Origin of the sequence: Mycobacterium sp. TY815 (assembly GCF_030755135.1) — a bacterium.
Lineage (GTDB): Bacteria > Actinomycetota > Actinomycetes > Mycobacteriales > Mycobacteriaceae > Mycobacterium.
Genome location: NZ_JAUFRX010000003.1, coordinates 22,699 through 40,996, shown reverse-complemented (window position 1 = coordinate 40,996; position 18,298 = coordinate 22,699). Strand labels below are relative to the sequence as shown.

General features: G+C 69.0%; 15 protein-coding genes and 1 pseudogene. 8 read left to right on the top strand and 8 right to left on the bottom strand.

All coding sequences use genetic code 11. From position 1 onward, the window contains the following. Positions 1 to 14: 14 nt before the first annotated feature. The 5 genes from QXK92_RS25975 to QXK92_RS25955 form a co-directional block, all read right to left on the bottom strand. The gene (locus QXK92_RS25975) at positions 15 to 848 is read right to left on the bottom strand and encodes an ESX secretion-associated protein EspG (protein WP_306246574.1); all 834 of its coding nucleotides are present in this window, start codon (positions 846 to 848) and stop codon (positions 15 to 17) included. A 65-nt stretch (positions 849 to 913) separates the two neighbouring features. Then, a complete protein-coding gene (locus QXK92_RS25970; protein WP_306246572.1) occupies positions 914 to 1,204 on the bottom strand; it encodes a WXG100 family type VII secretion target in 291 nt (96 codons plus the stop codon). 57 nt (positions 1,205 to 1,261) lie between these two features. Further along, entirely contained in the window at positions 1,262 to 1,489 is a 228-nt protein-coding gene (locus tag QXK92_RS25965) for a type VII secretion protein EsxD (protein ID WP_371934598.1), read from the bottom strand. Between the two features lie 307 nt (positions 1,490 to 1,796). Beyond that, positions 1,797 to 2,306: a pullulanase gene (locus QXK92_RS25960; protein ID WP_306246568.1), complete on the bottom strand. Its 510-nt coding sequence runs from the start codon at positions 2,304 to 2,306 to the stop codon at positions 1,797 to 1,799. A 129-nt stretch (positions 2,307 to 2,435) separates the two neighbouring features. Further along, positions 2,436 to 3,887, bottom strand: a complete 1,452-nt coding sequence (locus QXK92_RS25955) for a CCA tRNA nucleotidyltransferase (RefSeq protein ID WP_306246566.1) — start codon at positions 3,885 to 3,887, stop codon at positions 2,436 to 2,438. Positions 3,888 to 4,190: 303 nt separating this feature from the next. Between QXK92_RS25955 and QXK92_RS25950 the strand changes: the two genes are divergently transcribed. From QXK92_RS25950 to QXK92_RS25915, 8 genes are all read left to right on the top strand, one after another. After that, complete coding sequence (locus QXK92_RS25950; protein WP_306246564.1) at positions 4,191 to 4,931, top strand: NUDIX hydrolase; 741 nt, start codon at positions 4,191 to 4,193, stop codon at positions 4,929 to 4,931. Further along, on the top strand, positions 4,928 to 7,333 hold the full coding sequence (locus QXK92_RS25945; RefSeq protein ID WP_371934331.1) for a hypothetical protein: 2,406 nt from the start codon (positions 4,928 to 4,930) through the stop codon (positions 7,331 to 7,333). The genes QXK92_RS25950 and QXK92_RS25945 overlap by 4 nt, the downstream gene beginning before the upstream one ends. Positions 7,334 to 7,431: 98 nt before the next feature. Continuing rightward, positions 7,432 to 10,944, top strand: a complete 3,513-nt coding sequence (gene murJ / locus QXK92_RS25940; protein WP_371934616.1) for a murein biosynthesis integral membrane protein MurJ — start codon at positions 7,432 to 7,434, stop codon at positions 10,942 to 10,944. 45 nt (positions 10,945 to 10,989) lie between these two features. Then, positions 10,990 to 11,559, top strand: a complete 570-nt coding sequence (gene sigM, locus QXK92_RS25935; protein ID WP_306246560.1) for an RNA polymerase sigma factor SigM — start codon at positions 10,990 to 10,992, stop codon at positions 11,557 to 11,559. A gap of 33 nt (positions 11,560 to 11,592) precedes the next feature. Further along, positions 11,593 to 12,312: a hypothetical protein gene (locus QXK92_RS25930; protein ID WP_306246558.1), complete on the top strand. Its 720-nt coding sequence runs from the start codon at positions 11,593 to 11,595 to the stop codon at positions 12,310 to 12,312. Positions 12,313 to 12,430: 118 nt separating this feature from the next. Then, the gene (gene trxB / locus QXK92_RS25925; RefSeq protein ID WP_306246556.1) at positions 12,431 to 13,417 is read left to right on the top strand and encodes a thioredoxin-disulfide reductase; all 987 of its coding nucleotides are present in this window, start codon (positions 12,431 to 12,433) and stop codon (positions 13,415 to 13,417) included. Next, positions 13,414 to 13,764, top strand: a complete 351-nt coding sequence (gene trxA, locus QXK92_RS25920) for a thioredoxin (protein ID WP_306246554.1) — start codon at positions 13,414 to 13,416, stop codon at positions 13,762 to 13,764. The genes trxB and trxA overlap by 4 nt, the downstream gene beginning before the upstream one ends. A gap of 143 nt (positions 13,765 to 13,907) precedes the next feature. Further along, the gene (locus QXK92_RS25915; RefSeq protein WP_306246552.1) at positions 13,908 to 15,134 is read left to right on the top strand and encodes an N-acetylmuramoyl-L-alanine amidase; all 1,227 of its coding nucleotides are present in this window, start codon (positions 13,908 to 13,910) and stop codon (positions 15,132 to 15,134) included. Between the two features lie 134 nt (positions 15,135 to 15,268). On the opposite strand, the pseudogene QXK92_RS25910 reads toward QXK92_RS25915, so the two are convergent. The 3 genes and pseudogenes from QXK92_RS25910 to QXK92_RS25900 all read right to left on the bottom strand — a co-directional run. Continuing rightward, positions 15,269 to 15,982 (bottom strand): annotated as a pseudogene (locus QXK92_RS25910) (acetyltransferase); the annotation flags it as partial. A gap of 371 nt (positions 15,983 to 16,353) precedes the next feature. Continuing rightward, entirely contained in the window at positions 16,354 to 17,340 is a 987-nt protein-coding gene (locus QXK92_RS25905) for a ParB/RepB/Spo0J family partition protein (RefSeq protein ID WP_306246547.1), read from the bottom strand. A 3-nt stretch (positions 17,341 to 17,343) separates the two neighbouring features. Continuing rightward, complete coding sequence (locus tag QXK92_RS25900; RefSeq protein ID WP_306246545.1) at positions 17,344 to 18,297, bottom strand: ParA family protein; 954 nt, start codon at positions 18,295 to 18,297, stop codon at positions 17,344 to 17,346. Position 18,298 lies beyond the last annotated feature (1 nt).

Sequence of the window (18,298 nt, the reverse complement as noted above, 5' to 3'; positions counted from 1 at the left end):
CTGCTACCTCTCGACTACACAACTTTGCGGTACGAATGCCAGTCCTGCTCTGCCGGCAGGCGCCGCATCATGCGGTGTACGGCCGCGGCGACGTTGCCGCTCGTCCCAGGCGCGACGATCATCCAGGTTCGCCCGCCGGATTCGACATCCTCGGCAACCAATCGCCCCTCGAGGGTGTCGATGATCGTCACCGCACTGGGGCCGACGTGAGTGCGCTGGAACCGTCCCGTCTCCACCCCCGACTGCGTCGCGACGATCGAGGCCTGTGCTGACCGGGCCGGATCCGCGGCCAGGATCAGCAGCCGCATCTGATCAGCGTCCACACCCTGTCCGGCCAGAAAGGTGCGCAGTTCCTCGTGGCCGGCCGCCGCGGTCCGCAGCGCACCGGCATCCAGGGTGACCGGCCGTAACGGTGCCGGCGCGAGGTGGCCGCACAACCGCTCGATCTGCCTGTCGAGCACCGTGTTCGCCGTTCCCTCGGCGGTGGCCGTGCCCGCGCCGCTGATGCGAATCACGTCCGCCGAGCGCTCCAGCGCGACCCACCACTGGGCGAACCTGGCGAGCAGGACCCGGGCCGGTTCGTCGTCACCGGGCGCACGGATGTGCAGGATCAACGCGACGTCGCGGCGCGACAGTACGGTCAGCCACTCCACGACGGTGGGATCGACGGAGTCGGTCCCATCGACGACTCCGGCCGCACGCAACTCAGCGGTCACCGGATGCTGCCACGCCAGCCACTTGGACTCCACGCTGGGCAGATGCGGCCGCAGACTCAGCTCGGGAGCGACAGTCTCGATTCCCGTGAGTACTTGCAGGGCCCAGAGGCCGTCGACGGTGGTGGTTAACACGTTGTCTCTCAATGCAGGCCAAGGGCGCACGCTGTGCATGCGCCCCGCCGGCCCACTCGAAGTGGCTAGGTGAACAAGGTGCCCATCTGGGCGTCGGTCGCTTGCGCCATCTCGTCCACGTTGTGAACGGTGTGGGCATGGCGGCTGACGGTCTGGATCAGGTCTTCCAGGCCGCGCAACATCTGCTGCTGGGCGTCGAAGAATGCCGTTGCGCCGTGGCCCTGGAAGAAGTCCCCGAGGGCCTGGGTCATGTGCAGGACATCGGCGTGGATCTCCATCAGTTGCGCGGCCTGCGAACCGACCTCACCGGCGAAGCCGATGACGGCGCCATGGTTGTAGACGATCTGATCTGTCATGAGAGTTGGTTCCTTTGTAAATGGTGGGGCGAATTCGGGTGTGGACAGCGCTGTGGGCTAGACCGCTTGGGCTCCCCCGCCGAACACGCCATTGAGATCGTGTGCGGCGTCGGCTTCGTGGTTCTCCATCAGGACCGCCGCCCGGCCCAGGCCGTGTGCCAACCGCTGGCCGCCGGTCATGATCTGCTGCAGATCGTGGTGAATGTGGCCCGCAGTGTTCAGCGATGTCGAGCCGGCGTCGCCTGCCCAGCCGGTCGCGCTGATGATGTTTTCGTGGCCGCTCAAATATTGGTTCGCGATCGTCAGAGCTTCTTGCAGCCTTGTTTCAATTCGCTGCTGAGTACTGCGCAGAAGTTCTGGAGTGACAACGGTGGCATTTGCCATTATTTACGTCTCCCTCAATTAATTGAGCTTCCCGAGCTGGGGTCTGCGTAAAACTAGACCAGCTTCCGCGGGCTGTCACTTCACCCGATGCCGTTGCTACACAGGCATTAAGCAGGTTGTTTAGTGGACACGAGAAATCATGGCGTGTCAAACGGTGGACGCCGAAGTAATGGTCGAAACTGTTAGCTGCGGGTATTTGAGAATGAATTCATAACTCGGTCGCGCCGTCGGCTGCGCCGTCTCCATTCGTATCCGTCAGGCGAAGGTCCCACAGCCCGTCACCGTTGGTGTCGACGTATCCGGTGACTCCGTCGGGACCGGCGCAGACGACCCGGTCGGCCACCCCGTCACCGTCCGAGTCGAACAACCGGTCGTCGAGCCGGCCCTGCCCGTCGAAATCGACCAGCGGACCTCCGGTGTGTTGCACGCCGTCTCGGCCGAACCACCGGACGTGCCCATCACGGTCGACCGCGACCGCCCACGCCCCGGACCCGTCGTCCACGAAGTAGGTGTCCGGGTTGCCGTCGTTGTCGAGATCGAGCACCGCGTGGTCGGCCCAACCGTCGCCGTCGAGATCGGCCAGCGCGTCGTCTCGCAGCCCGTCACCATCCAGATCCAGACCGATCGCGTCCAGCGTGCCGTCGCCGTCGAGGTCCAGATCGGGCGGGCGAGTCCAGATGGCGGCGGTGCCGTCGTCTGCGCCCAGGCAGTAGTCCATACGGGTTTCGACGTCACGGCGGTGCTGTCGGTTCCCTGATCGTGACAGAAGCGCGCGTTCGCTGCACATCAGCCCGGCAGGGCATTGATCCGGACTCTGGCCCCGGTGCAGCAGACCGACTTCGGTCAACTAATCCGTTTGGCCGGACTTCCGCGTGTTCCACCACGCCAGCAGCTCCGCCGTCGCCTCCTCGTTCGACAGCGGCCCGCGGTCCAGCCGCAGCTCCTTGAGGAACCGCCACGCCTCCCCCACCTGCGGGCCGGCCGGGATGTCGAGCAGCCGCATGATCTCGTTGCCGTCCAGGTCCGGGCGCACCCGGTCCAGGTCCTCCTGGGCGGCCAGTTCGGCGATCCGCTCCTCCAGCCGGTCATAAGACGCACGCAGCCGCGCGGCCCGGCGCTTGTTGCGCGTCGTGCAGTCCGCCCGTACCAGCTTGTGCAACTGCGGAAGCAGTGGTCCGGCGTCGGTGACATACCGGCGCACCGCGGAGTCGGTCCACTTGCCTTCGCCGTAGCCGTGGAACCGCAGGTGCAGGTACACCAGCTGGGACACGTCGTCGACCATCTGCTTGGAGTACTTCAGCGCCCGCATCCGCTTGCGGACCATCTTGGCGCCGACCACCTCGTGGTGGTGGAAGCTCACCCCGCCGTTGGGTTCGTGGCGGCGGGTGTCGGGCTTGCCGATGTCGTGCAGCAGCGCGGCCCAGCGCAGCACCAGATCCGGACCCTCGTCCTCGAGTTCGATGGCCTGGCGCAGCACGGTCAGCGAATGCTGGTAGACGTCCTTGTGCTGGTGGTGTTCGTCGATGGCCATCTGCATGCCGCCGATCTCGGGCAGCACCACCTCGCCCATCCCGGTTTGCACCAGCAGGTCGATGCCGGCCACCGGGTGAGCCCCCAGCAGCATCTTGTCCAGCTCGACGGCCACCCGCTCGACGCTGATCCGGGCCAGCTGCGGGGCCATCTGCTCGATCGCCGTCAGCACCCGCGGGGTCACCGTGAAGCCGAGTTGGGAGACGAACCGTGCCGCGCGCAGCATCCGCAGCGGGTCGTCGCCGAACGACACCTCCGGGGGCATCGGGGTGTCGAGCACCTTGGCACGCAGCGCCACCAGCCCGCCCAGCGGGTCGAGGAACTCGCCCAGCCCCTCGGCGGTGATGCGCACGGCCATCGCGTTGACGGTGAAGTCGCGGCGCACCAGGTCGTCTTCCAGGCGATCGCCGAACCGCACCTCCGGATGGCGCGACACCTGGTCATAGGTGTCGGCGCGGAACGTGGTGATCTCCAGCCGGTGTCCGTCCTTACCGACTCCGACCGTGCCGAACTCGATGCCGGTGTCCCACAGCGCGTCGGCGAACGGCCGCGCGATCTGCTGAATCTCCTCCGGCCGGGCGTTGGTGGTGAAGTCCAGATCCGGGCTCAGCCGGCCCAGCACGGCGTCCCGCACCGACCCGCCCACCAGGTACAACTCGTAGCCGGCCGCGGCGAACGCCGCGCCGAGCTCGCGCAACTGGGGCGCGTACTGATGCAGTGCGACCGCGGCGGCGGTCAGCAGTTCGGCATCCGGGACGGGTTGGGCCACGTTCGGTGAGCCTAATAGGAATGCCGTGGTGACTCAGCGCACGTCCGGGCACCGCCCCGCGCCATCGAGTGTGCGTCCGCCGACTCCGGTGTGCGCCCACCACGGCCCTACGGCGAATATCGCGCGGCCACCGCACACCCGATGCCACACCCGCGCTTTGTCGCGTGGAGGCGGGCAAACACCCAGCCGCCCGATCCAGAGACTGCTGTGACGAATGTGTCGCACGCGACTCACGTGACCAAAGGTGCCCGTCGACGGCGAGTGCATCAGGAAGACGGGCCCGTGCCAGCTAATATCGCTTGGGTGTCGGAGGGCGAACAAGCCAAACCACGTCGACGCCGCGGTCGGCGTCGTGGTCGTGGCGGCGCACGTCCGGCTGAGAACAATACGGAAAGCCAGCCGGCCGCCGACACGGTACCCACCCCGGCTGCCGCTGCCAAGCGCCGGCCCCGGCCGCGGCGGGCCCCCGACCGGATGCGCACCGTGCACGAAACCTCTGCCGGCGGCCTGGTCATCGACGGGATCGACGGCCCCCGCGAAACACAGGTGGCGGCCCTGATCGGACGCATCGACCGGCGTGGCAGGATGCTCTGGTCGCTGCCCAAGGGCCACATCGAGATGGGTGAGACTGCCGAGCAGACCGCCATCCGTGAGGTCGCCGAGGAGACCGGGATCCGCGGCGGCGTGCTTGCCGCGCTGGGGCGCATCGACTACTGGTTCGTCACCGACGGACGACGGGTGCACAAGACCGTGCACCACTATCTGATGCGGTTCTTGGGTGGGGAGCTGTGCGACGAAGACCTGGAGGTCGCCGAGGTGGCGTGGGTGCCGATCCGGGAACTGCCGTCCCGGCTGGCCTACGCCGACGAACGCCGTCTGGCCGAACGGGCCGACGAGCTGATCGACAAGCTGCAGAACGACGGCGAGCACGCGCTGCCGCCGCTCCCGCCGAGCGCGCCGCGACGCCGGCCGCAGACCCACTCCCGCACCCGTCACGCCAACGACCCGGAGCCGGGCAAGAACGGTCACGGGCGGGGGCCGTGACGGCGTCGCGCGATAGCGGGGCCAGGTTGGTGCGGCTCGCCGTAGTGATCGGCATCCTGGCCGGTTTCGGGATGTTGCTCACCGCGCCCGGGGCCCTCCCGCGCGCCGGTGCCGGCGAGCCCACCGCGACGCCGTTCGTCCAGGTCCGCATCGACCAGGTGTCACCGGATGTCGTCACCACCACCAGCGACCCCGTCGTCACCGTCAGCGGCATGGTCACCAACATCGGCGACCGCCCGGTGCGCGACGTGATGGTCCGCCTCGAACACGCGTCGGCGGTCGAGGCCACCACCGGCCTGCGCACCTCGCTGGACGGCAGCACCGACCAGTACGAGGCCGCCGCGGACTTCCTCACCGTGTCCCCGGAACTGCAGCGGGGCCAGCAGGCCGGCTTCACCCTGTCCGCGCCGCTGCGCTCGCTCACCAAGCCGTCGCTGGCCGTAGACAAGCCGGGCATCTTCCCGGTCCTGGTCAACGTCAACGGCACCCCCGACTACGGCGCGCCCGCCCGGCTGGACAACGCGCGATTCCTGCTGCCGGTGGTGGGCGTCCCGCCGGACAAGGGCGACCGGGGCACCGAAGCCGTCCCCGCCGTCGCGCCCGAAACCACCAAGCCGGTGTGGATCACCATGCTGTGGCCGCTGGCCGACCGGCCCCGGCTGGCACCGGGGGTTCCCGGCGGCACCATCCCGGTCCGGCTGGTCGACGACGACCTGGCCAACTCCCTGGCCAACGGCGGCCGCCTGGACACCCTGCTGGCCGCCGCCGAACTTGCCACCAGCCGCGACGTCGACCCCGACGGCGCCGTCGGGCGCGCGCTGTGTCTGGCCGTCGACCCGGACCTGATCGTCACCGTCAACGCCATGACCGCCGGCTACGTCGTGTCCAACGGCGCCGACGGTCCCGCGCAACTGCCCGGCACCCCCACCCACCCGGGCACCGGCCAGGCCGCCGCGACCACCTGGCTCAACCGGCTGCGCGCGCTGGCCCACCGCACCTGCGTGGCGCCGCTGCCCTACGCCCAGGCCGACCTGGACGCCCTGCAGCGCGTCAACGACCCCGGCCTCAGCTCCACCGCCACCGTCAGCAACGGCGAGATCATCGACCGCATCCTGGACGTCACCTCGGTACGCGGCACCGCCCTGCTGCCCGACGGCCCGCTGACCAGCCGCGCGGTCAGCCTGCTCAGCGCCAACGACAACACCGTCGCTGTCGCCGCGGCCGACCTGACCGCCCAGGACGCGGCCGACGCCGGCAGCGCCAACGTCACGCCGCACCGGCTCTCGCCCCAGGTGGTGGCCGCGCCGTTCGACCCGGCAGTCGGGGCCGCGCTGGCCGGGGCCGGCACCAACCCGACCGTCCCGACCTATCTGGACCCGTCGCTGGCGATCCGGGTCAACCACGACTCGCCCACCGCGCGTCGCCAGGATGCGCTGGGCGCCATGCTGTGGCGCAGCCTCACCCCCGAAGCCGCCCCGCGCACCCAGATCCTGGTGCCGCCGGCGGTGTGGTCGCTGCAGGGCGATGACGCGCAGTTCATCCTGACCGCCTTGGCCACCTCCATCCACTCCGGTCTGGCCGTGCCGCGACCGCTGCCCGCCCTGGTCGCCGACGCCGCCGCCCGCATCGAACCCCCCGTGCCACCCGGCGCCTACCCGTCGGAGCGGGGCCGGTTCAGCGACGAGATCACCGGTGAGATCAGCGGCCAGGTGGGCCGGCTGTTCAAGCTGACCTCGGCCCTGATGACCGACGAGCGCACCGGCCTGACCGGGCCCCAGTACACCGCGCCGCTGCGCGAGGACATGCTGCGGGCGCTGAGCGAGTCGGTGCCGCCGGACACCCGCAACGGCCTGGCCCAGCAGCGCCTGGACGTGGTGGGCACCACGGTCAACGACTTCTTCGGGTCGGTGACGATCGTCAACCCGGGCGGCTCCTACACGCTGGCCACCGAGCACAGCCCGCTGCCGCTGGCGCTGCACAACGGCCTGGCCGTGCCGATCCGGGTGCGGCTGCAGGTCAACGCCCCGCCGGGGATGACGGTGACCGATATGGGCGAGATCGAGCTGCCGCCGGGATACCTGCCGCTGCGGGTCCCCATCGAGGTCAACTTCACCCAGCGGGTCGCCATTGACGTCGGCCTGCGCACCCCGGACGGCACCACCCTGGGCGAACCGGTGCGGTTGTCGGTGCATTCCAACGCCTACGGCAAGGTGCTGTTCGCGATCACCCTCACCGCGGCGGCGGTGCTGGTCACGCTGGCCGGCCGCCGCCTGTGGCACCGCTTCCGCGGCCAACCCGACCCCGCCGACCTCGACCGCCCCGACCCCCCTGCGCCCGGACGTACGCGGCCGCCGAGTGAGCGGGCGATCGAGCAACGGGTTCACGAAGAGCACCGCGTATGAACCCCGCACCCCGAGGGGTGCAACCGGCGCCGCAGTCGGCGCCGCCGCCACCCAAACATCAGCTGTCTCAGCCGCGCAGCACCGTCCCACCGCCGGGGCTGCCGCCGCGGCCGGGCTGGACTCCGCAGCAGCAACGGCCGGCGGCGCCCGCGCGCCCCCGCCAGGAGGAGCTCTCCGACGCCGCGGTGGTGTCGCGGTCCTGGGGCATGGCGTTCGCCACCCTGATCAGCAGGCTCACCGGTTTCGCCCGGATCGTGCTGCTGGCCGCGATCCTGGGCGCGGCGCTGTCGAGCTCGTTCTCGGTGGCCAACCAGCTGCCCAACCTGGTCGCCGCCCTGGTGCTGGAGGCGACGTTCACCGCCATCTTCGTGCCGGTGCTGGCGCGCGCCGAGCAGGACGACCCCGACGGCGGGGCGGCCTTCGTGCGGCGGCTGGTCACCCTGGCCACCACGCTGCTGATCGTGGCCACCGTGTTGTCGGTGGTCGCGGCGCCGCTGCTGGTGCGGCTGATGCTGGGCCGCAACCCCGAGGTCAACGAACCGCTCACCACCGCGTTCGCCTACCTGCTGCTGCCCCAGGTGCTGGTCTACGGCCTGTCCTCGGTGTTCATGGCGATCCTGAACACCCGCAACGTCTTCGGGCCGCCGGCCTGGGCGCCCGTCGTCAACAACGTCGTCGCCATCGCCACACTCGGGGTCTACCTGGCCGTCCCGGGCAAACTGTCGGTCGATCCGGTCGAGATGGGCAACGCCAAGCTGCTGGTGCTCGGCGTCGGCACCACCCTGGGCGTGTTCGCCCAGACCGCGGTCCTGCTGGTGGCCATCGGCCGCCAGCACATCAGCCTGCGCCCCCTGTGGGGACTCGACGACCGGCTCAAACGCTTCGGCACCATGGCCGCCGCGATGGTGCTCTACGTGCTGATCAGCCAGCTCGGCCTGGTGATCGGCAACCAGATCGCCAGCGCGGCCGCGGCCTCCGGACCGGCGATCTACAACTACACCTGGCTGGTGCTGATGCTGCCGTTCGGCATGATCGGCGTCACGATCCTGACCGTGGTCATGCCGCGGCTGAGCCGCAACGCCGCCGCCGACGACATCCCCGGCGTGCTGGCCGACCTGTCGCTGGCCACCCGGCTGACCATGATCACGCTCATCCCGGCGGTGGCGTTCATGACCGTCGGCGGCCCGGCGATGGGCAGCGCGCTGTTCGCCTACGGAAACTTCGGCCAGGTCGACGCCGGATACCTGGGTGCGGCCATCGCGCTGTCGGCGTTCACCCTCATTCCCTACGCCCTGGTGCTGCTGCAACTGCGGGTCTTCTACGCCCGCGAACAGCCGTGGACCCCGATCGTGATCATCATGGTGATCACGTCGGTCAAGATCGCCGGCTCGCTGCTGGCCCCGCACGTCACCAGCAACAAGGATCTGGTCGCCGGCTACCTCGGGACGGCCAACGGCCTGGGCTTCCTGGCGGGCGCCGTCGTCGGCCATTTCCTGCTGCGCCGCAGCCTGCGCCCGAAGGGCGGAGCGCTGATCGACCTCGGCACCCTGCGCACCATCCTGGTCGCGATCTCGGCGTCGCTGCTGGCCGGGCTGATCGCCCACGTCGCCGACCGGCTGCTCGGGTTGCACCGATTGACCGAGCATGGCGGCATCGGCTCGCTGCTGCGCCTGTTCGTGCTCGGGGTGATCATGCTGCCGATCCTGGGCGGGGTGATGCTCGGCGCGCGTGTCCCCGAGGCGCAGGCGGCCGCCGCGGCCATCCAGCGCAAAATAGGGCGCGCACGGCGGGCCCCGGCCACGACAACGGTGTCGTCCGCGGGTCGCTCCGTCACGTACCCTGAGCAAAGAAAATCGTCCCTGCCGGGGGGACATGCGGTCCAGGAGCCGATCCGGCGCAGACCTCCGGTAGCCAGGGCCGGGCTAGCGAAAGGACCGGAGGTGACCGACCGCACTTCGGATAACGCCGCACCGAGTTCGATGGCGGGCGACGACTTCCAGCCCGACATTCCGGTCCAGCGCGGCGGCGGCGAACCGGTCTCGCGGGACTCGCTGCGGGGCGATGCGGACCCCCGCGGCCCGCTTCCGTTCGACGCGCCCCGCGAACGCGACGCCGAGCCGCCCCAGGACGATCTCAACCTCGTGCCGGGGGCGCGCATCGCCAACGGCCGCTACCGGCTGCTGATCTCCCACGGCGGCACCCCGCCGCTGCACTTCTGGCAGGCCCTGGACACCGCGCTGGACCGCCAGGTCGCCCTGACCTTCGTCGATCCGGAAGGATCCCTGCCCGAGGACGTGCTGCAGGAGATCCTGTCGCGCACCCTGCGGCTCAGCCGGATCGACAAGCCGGGCATCGCACGCATCCTCGACGTCGTGCACACCGGCTCCGGCGGCCTGGTGGTCTCGGAGTGGATCCGCGGCGGATCGCTGCAGGAGGTGGCCGACACCTCGCCGTCTCCGGTCGGGGCCATCCGTGCAATGCAGTCACTGGCCGCGGCCGCCGACGCCGCCCACCGCGCCGGTGTCGCACTGTCCATCGACCACCCCAGCCGGGTGCGGGTCAGCATCGACGGCGACGTGGTGCTGGCCTACCCGGCCACGATGCCCGACGCCAACCCGCAAGACGACATCCGCGGCATCGGCGCCTCGCTGTACGCGCTGCTGGTCAACCGCTGGCCGCTGCCCGAGTCCGGCGCGCGCAGCGGGCTGGCCCCGGCCGACCGCGACGCCAACGGCCAGCCGGTCGAACCGACCGTCGTCGATCGGGACATTCCGTTCCAGATCTCCGCGGTCGCCGTCCGCTCCGTCCAGGAGGACGGCGGAATACGCAGTGCGTCAACGCTTTTGAATCTGCTACAGCAGGCCACCGCGGTGGCCGACCGCACCGAGGTGCTCGGTCCGATCGCCGAACCCCCTGCCCCGGCGTCGCCTCGGCGCGCGGCCGAGCGCGGCGGCGAAATCTACTCGCGGCGCCGTCGCAACCTGCTCATCGGGCTCGGCGCGGGCGCGGCCGTGCTGCTGGTGGCGCTGCTGGTGCTGGCCTCGGTGGTGAGCAAGATCTTCGGTGACGTCGGCAGCGGCCTCAAGGGTGACCAGCTCGGCCTGAACAACCCCAGCTCCTCGGCCGCCTCCGAGTCACCCGGCAGCTCGACCCCGTCCGGAAGCTTCGTCAAGCCCACCAAGGCCACGGTCTTCTCCCCCGGCGGCGACGCGGACAACCCCGGCGACGCGGGCAACGCCATCGACGGCAACCCGGGCTCGGTGTGGCAGACCGACACCTATTCCGACTCCGTCCCCTTCCCCGGATTCAAGAACGGGGTCGGGCTGATGCTGCAGCTGCCCAAGCCGACAACGGTCGGTGTGGTGTCGCTGGACATCTCCAGTACCGGGACCAAGGTCGAGATCCGGTCGTCCTCCTCGCCGAGTCCGTCGAAGCTGGAAGACACCACGGTGCTGACCCCGGCCACCGCGCTCAAGCCGGGCCACAACACCATCCAGGTCAACGCGTCCTCGCCGACGTCGAACCTGCTGGTGTGGATCTCCACGTTGGGCACCACCGACGGCAAGAGCCGCGCCGACCTCTCCGAGATCACCATCCAGGCCGCTTCCTGATCCGGGTGAAGTGCCCGGCGGACGCCGATTGGTTACCGTCCGGCGGTGGGATTCTGGGGAGCAGGACGGCAGCGCAGTGACGCAGAATTACTGGCCGCACACGTCGCCGGCGACCGCCGCGCCTTCGCCGAGCTGTTCCGCCGCCACCACCGCCGGCTCTACCGGTTGGCGCGGCTGTCCAGCCTGAGCCGCGAAGACGCCGACGACGCGTTCCAGGACGCCATGCTGTCCGCGCACCGCACCGCACGCTCGTTCCGGCACGACGCGACGGTGAGCACCTGGTTGCATCGCATCGTGCTCAACGCCTGCCTCGACCGTCTTCGTCGCGCCCAGGCCCGCACCGCGGTTCCGTTCCAGGACGTGTACCCGGTCGCCGACCGCACGTCGCAGGTGGAGACCGCCGTCGTCGTGCACCGGGCATTGCTGCAACTGCCGGTCCAGCAACGCGCCGCGGTGGTCGCGGTCGACATGCAGGGCTACTCCATCGCCGAGACGGCACGGCTGCTCGGCGTGCCCGAGGGCACCGTCAAGAGCCGCTGCGCCCGCGGCCGGGCCCGCCTTGCCCACCTGCTGGGTTACCTGGACGCGGATGCCAGCGCCATCGGGGCGAATTAGCGGCCGAGCCACCCATACCGGACACTGGGGCGGATGAGTGCCGCCGACGACGACTCCCTCCGGGATCCGCCCCTGACCGTCGAACTGCTGGCTGATTTGCAGGCGGGCCTGCTCGACGACGAGACCGCCACCAGTGTGCGGCGGCGCATCCGCACCGATCCGCAGGCGGCAGCGACGCTGCAGGCGCTGCACCGGGTGCGCCGCGACGTCGCCGCCGCCGGCGAATCCCCGGCTCCCGAGGCGCCCCCCGAAGTCGTTACTGGCGTCGCCGCATCCCTGAAGACATCGCGCGCCGCGCACGCCGCCCGGCCACCGCTGCGTCCGGCCCGAGTCATCGCCGGCGTCGCCGGGGTGGGCGCGGTGCTGGCGGCGATCGGTATCGGAACGGTGTCGCTGCTCAACGAAACGGATTCCACGCCCAGCGCGCCGGTCACCGCCGATCACATCACCGTGTCCACGCCTGTCCCGGTGATCCCGCTGTCAGACGCCGAAATCCGCGACCTGACGCGCCGCCCGCCCGATTTCGGTGGGCTCGCCAACCCCTCGCAGCGGGCGTCGTGTCTGGGCGGCCTGGGCTACCCCGCCACCGAGCCGGTGCTCGGCGCCCAGCCGGTCGAGGTCAACGCCCGCCCCGGTGTGCTGCTGGTGCTGCGTGGCGACACCCCCGACACCCTGTTGGCCTACGCGGTGGCCCTGAACTGCAGCGCCGCCGACACCGGGTTGCTGGCCACCACCGCCATCCCGCGCGCGTAGCCGGCGCATCGGTGACGTGGTCGGTGTCGTGCGTCGCAGGCGGGAACACCCACGCCTACGCTGGCGTTCGTAGGATTGCAGATCACGCTTCGATCAGCTTTCGTTCCGAAAGGCACGCATGACCGCTTCCTCAGACACCATCCACGACGTCATCGTCATCGGTTCGGGCCCAGCCGGCTACACAGCGGCCCTCTATACCGCCCGCGCGCAGCTCAAGCCGCTGGTCTTCGAGGGGACCTCGTTCGGCGGCGCGCTGATGACGACGACCGAGGTGGAGAACTACCCCGGATTCCGCGACGGCATCACCGGCCCGGAACTGATGGACCAGATGCGCGAGCAGGCGCTGCGATTCGGCGCCGACCTGCGCATGGAAGACGTCGAGTCGGTGTCGCTGGACGGGCCGGTCAAGTCCGTGGTGACCGCCGACGGCGAGACGTTCCGCGCCCGAGCCGTCATCCTGGCCATGGGCGCGGCGGCCCGGTACCTGCAGGTGCCCGGTGAACAGGAACTACTGGGCCGCGGCGTCAGCTCGTGTGCCACCTGTGACGGCTTCTTCTTCCGCGACCAGGACATCGCCGTCATCGGCGGCGGCGACTCCGCGATGGAGGAAGCCACCTTCCTGACCCGGTTCGCCCGCAGCGTCACGTTGGTACACCGCCGCGAGGAGTTCCGCGCCTCCAAGATCATGCTCAACCGGGCCCAGGCCAACGAAAAGATCACCATCCTGACCAACAAGGCGGTCCTCGGCGTCGACGGCGACACGTCGGTCACCGGGCTGCGCCTGCGGGACACGGTCACCGGGGAGGAGACCACGCTGCCGGTCACCGGGGTGTTCGTCGCGATCGGCCACGAACCGCGCTCGGCGCTGGTCCGTGACGCGGTCGAGCTGGACCCGGACGGCTACGTCCTGGTCCAGGGACGCACCACCAGTACCTCCCTGGACGGCGTGTTCGCGGCGGGCGACCTGGTCGACCGCACCTACCGGCAGGCGATCACCGCCGCCGGCAGCGGCTGTGCGGCGGCGATCGACGCCGAACGCTGGCTGGCCGACCACGAAGCGACGGGACCCGCCGACAGCACCGAACTGATTGGAGCACAACGATGAGCGATTCCGGCAAATCCGCCACCATCGAGGTTTCCGACGCCTCCTTCGACAGCGACGTGTTGTCCAGCAATAAGCCTGTGCTGGTGGACTTTTGGGCCACCTGGTGCGGTCCGTGCAAGATGGTCGCCCCGGTGCTGGAAGAGATCGCCGCCGAACGCTCGGCCGACCTCACCGTCGCCAAGATCGACGTGGACGCCAACCCCGAGACGGCGCGTGATTTCCAGGTCGTCTCGATTCCCACCATGATCCTGTTCAAGGACGGCGAACCGGTGAAGCGCATCGTCGGCGCCAAGGGCAAGGCGGCGTTGCTGCGCGAACTCGCCGACGCGGTTCCCAACCTGTCCTGACGCCCGGTATCGTGCGTTTCTCTTGCAGAAACGACCCCCGGATTGGCCTGGGGTTTTCTCGATATCGGCGAGGATCTGCGACAATAGCGATTAACTGCGCCGCTTTTCGCGGCGATGTCAATTAGTCCCGGAGGGCCCTTGGTATGCCGAGTCCGCGCCGCGAAGACGGCGACGCGCTGCGCTGTGGCGACCGCGGTGCCGCTGTCACCGAAATCCGCGCTGCGCTGGCCGCGCTGGGGATGCTGGAAGGCTCCGACGACGATCTGACCACCGGTCGGCACGTCGCCGCCGACGTGTTCGACGGTGAGCTCGACCACGCGGTGCGTGCTTTCCAGCAGCATCGGGGGCTGCTGGTCGACGGCATCGTCGGCGAGGCCACCTATCGTGCGTTGAAGGAAGCCTCCTACCGCCTCGGCGCACGCACGCTGTATCACCAGTTCGGTGCACCGCTTTACGGCGACGACGTCGCGACACTGCAGGCCCGACTGCAGGATCTCGGCTTCTACACCGGTTTGGTAGACGGGCATTTCGGCTTGCAGACGCACAATGCGCTGATGTCCTACCAGCGCGAGTACGGGCTGTCCGCAGACGGTATCTGCGGCCCGGAAACGTTGCGGTCCTTGTACTTTCTCAGCTCCCGTGTCAGCGGCGGTTCACCGCACGCGATTCGGGAGGAAGAGCTGGTGCGCAGCTCCGGTCCCAAGTTGTCGGGCAAGCGGATCATCATCGACCCGGGCCGCGGCGGTAGCGACCACGGCCTGATCACACAGGGCCCGGCCGGTCCGATCAGCGAAGCAGACGTGTTGTGGGACTTGGCAAGTCGCCTGGAGGGCCGGATGACGGCCATCGGCATGGAAACCTTTCTCTCCCGGCCCACCAACCGCAGTCCGTCGGATGCCGAGCGCGCCGCCACCGCCAATTCCGTTGGCGCAGATCTGATGATCAGCCTGCGGTGTGAAACTCAGACCAGTCCGTCGGCCAACGGCGTTGCGTCCTTCCACTTCGGGAATTCGCACGGTTCGGTCTCTACCATCGGGCGCAACCTCGCCGACTTCATTCAGCGGGAAGTGGTGGCCCGCACTGGGTTACGTGACTGCCGAGTCCATGGCCGGACGTGGGATCTGCTGCGGCTGACCAGGATGCCCACCGTGCAGGTCGATGTCGGTTACATCACCAATCCGGGCGACCGGGAAATGCTGATCTCGACGCAGAGCCGTGACGCGATCGCCGAGGGTATCCTCGCTGCCGTGAAGCGGCTGTACCTGTTGGGCAAAAACGACCGGCCCACTGGGACTTTCACCTTCGCCGAACTGCTGGCCCACGAATTGTCCGTGGAGCGCGAGCGCGCCAGCAGGCTTAGCGGTTCCTAGTCTCGCTCAGTTCTGGTCTCGCTCAGTTCTGGTTTCGCTCAGCGGTTCCTGGTCTCGCAGTCTTCCGCCGGCTGCGTTCCCAACGCGGCCTTGCTGTTCTCCACCTTGCCGGCGGGAGTCCCGCTCCCTACGGACGCCGCAGACGCCGCCCCCACCGGTTGCTGCAACTGAGCGTTCTCCAGCAGCCGCTCCAGGGCGGCCTCCACTTCGGCCTTCCAGCCCAGCCCCTTGTCCAGTTCGAGGCGCAGCCGCGGAAAGTACGGGTGCGGGGCGACCACGACGAAGCCGGCGTCGATCAGAAAGTCGGCGTCGATGATGCAGTGCTCGACCGAGCAGTCGCCGAGAGCATCGAGCACCGGTTGTATGTCGGGATCCACCGGCTCCGGTAACTCGGTCGCGGCCTCGGTGCGCCCGAAGGCTTCCAGAGCGCGCACACCGCGGCGCACCAGTTCCTCGATGACCCGGGTGATCAGCTGGTGTGGAAGATCGTCATCGGCTTGGCCGCGTTCGATGCCCATCGACGTCAGCAATACCGCATCCGCGGAGACGGGCGCGGTGGGAAAACGGCCGGCGCGCGGCACGGCGCGCGGCGGGGCATACAGAACGTAACCCAGGCACGGCGGATCGGCCTGGCTGCGTTCGTCGGGTATCGCCGTCGCGACCTGGCCGCAGGAGCCCCACTCCAGCATCACCATGGACAGCCATGCTTCTTTTTCGAACTCCGGGTCGGCGAGGTGCTCGTCCTTGCCCAGGGTGCCCGGGTCGACCTCCCAGAAGACGCATCGGCGCGCGTGCTTGGGAAGCTGCTCGAAGGCTTCGAGCCGCAGCGCTGTAATCCGAGCTGACACTAGTCTCCTAGCCTCCGTGCGGTACCCGAGCCCATGGCTTCACTCCTGCGCGGGCGGCGGCCCGCAGTGCGGTCTGCCCGACTCTCGTGAGGCGGATGCGCACCGGCAACCCTTCCAGGATAGGAGAGTCGGTCGGTGTCCGGCCAGTATTCGCGGTGTGACTCGCCATTCCGTGCCCGGTCCGCTCCTCGCGCCGCGGCTCGCACCCGACCCGAGACCCGGGACCGCTGCGGCAACCCGCAGGAACGTGAATTCGCTTGATGCACACCACATCTCCGTTGAACGGGAGTGCCCACGGCAGTCGGCTCGAGGCGCCGGACCGGCTGAGTGTCACAGTGACGTAATTACAGAATATGTCCGGTCATGCCCTGTCACGGCTTCTTTTCGGTCATCAGATCGATGATCCGCTGCAGATCGTCGACCGACCCGAACTCCACCACAATCTTGCCCTTGCGTTTGCCGAGCGCCACCGTGACCCTTGTGTCGAACGCGTTCGAGAGTCGCTCAGCAACGTCCTGCAGACCCGGCATCTGGATCGGCTTCCGTCGTGGCGGCGTGGGTGCCGCCCCGCCACCGCGGTTTGCCAGGGTGACCGCTTCCTCGGTGGCTCGCACCGACAGTCCTTCCGCGACGATGCGGCTTGCCAGCTCCTCCTGCGCCTCCGGGCCCGCATCCAACGACAGCAGGGCGCGGGCATGGCCGGCCGACAGGACGCCGGCAGCTACCCGACGCTGCACCGGGATCGGCAGTTTGAGCAACCGGATCATGTTCGTGATCAGCGGACGCGAGCGGCCGATTCGCGCGGCCAGTTCATCGTGGGTGACGCCGAACTCGTCGAGCAGCTGCTGGTATGCCGCCGCCTCTTCCAACGGATTCAGCTGCACCCGGTGGATGTTCTCCAGCAGCGCGTCGCGTAGCAGATTGTCGTCGCCGGTCTCGCGGACGATCGCCGGGATGGTCGACAGGCCGGCCTCCTGGGCGGCCCGCCAGCGCCGCTCCCCCATCACGATCTGGTAGTGGGCGCCGCTCTGGGATCCCGGCACCGCGCGGACCACGATCGGCTGCAACAGCCCGAATTCGCGGATCGAATGGACCAGCTCCGAGAGCGCCTCGTCGTCGAACACCTGGCGGGGCTGCCGCGGGTTGGGCTCGATGTCCGACGGCGCGATCTCCCGGTACACCGCGCCCATCGCGGCAGCGTCGGGCAGTGGGCCACCGATGACGACATCGGCTGCCGCCGAACCCAACCGGGGCCCGAACGCGGAGTTCGCGCCTTCTGAGCCCTCGACCGGTCCGGTGGGAATCAGCGACGCCAGTCCGCGGCCGAGGCCGCCCTTCCTGCGTGACGGATTGGTCATCACTCATCCCCTCCCGGCAGATGGTCGATCGCGTTGGGCAAGTTCACGACTGGCGTCGAGGTAGCTCATCGCGCCGCGCGAACCGGGATCGTAATCGATGATCGTCATGCTGTAGCCCGGCGCCTCGGAGACCTTGACGCTGCGAGGAATCACAGTCCTCAGCACCTTGTCCCCGAAGTAGCGGCGTACTTCCTCGGCAACCTGGTCGGCCAGTTTCGTCCGGCCGTCGTACATCGTGAGGATGACGGTGGTGACGTCCAGCTGTGGGTTGAGGTGTGCCTTCACCATCTCGATGTTGCGCATCAGCTGCGACACACCCTCGAGGGCGTAGTACTCACACTGGATCGGGATGAGCACCTCCGGGGCGGCTACCAACGCATTGATGGTGAGCAGGCCCAGCGAGGGCGGGCAGTCGATGAAGACGTAATCGAAGTCGAAGTCGTCCAGCTCGGCCAGTGCGTTGCGCAAGCGATTCTCCCGCGCCACCATGCTGACGAGTTCGATCTCGGCGCCCGCCAGGTCGATGGTGGCCGGCAGACAAAACAGCCGCTCGCTGTGCGGGCTACGGCGCAGCGCCTCGCGCAACGAGACCTCTCCGATCAGCACCTCGTACGAGGACGGCGTACCGGACTGGCGATCGGCGATGCCCAGCGCGGTGCTTGCGTTGCCCTGCGGGTCGAGATCGATGACGAGCGTCTTCAGTCCCTGCACCGCCAGCGCCGCCGCCAGGTTGACCGCGGTGGTTGTCTTGCCCACCCCGCCCTTCTGGTTCGCGATGGTGAACAGGCGGCGCTGGCGTGGGCGCGGCAGCGGATCGTGCGTGGAGTGCAGCACCCGCACTGCGCGCTCGGCCGCGGCGCCGATCGGGGTGTCGAAGTCGGTTGATGTTTCACGTGAAACATTCACGGTGGGATTGTGCGCCCCTGCCGCCGTCGCCGCTACTCCGTGAGTATTCATG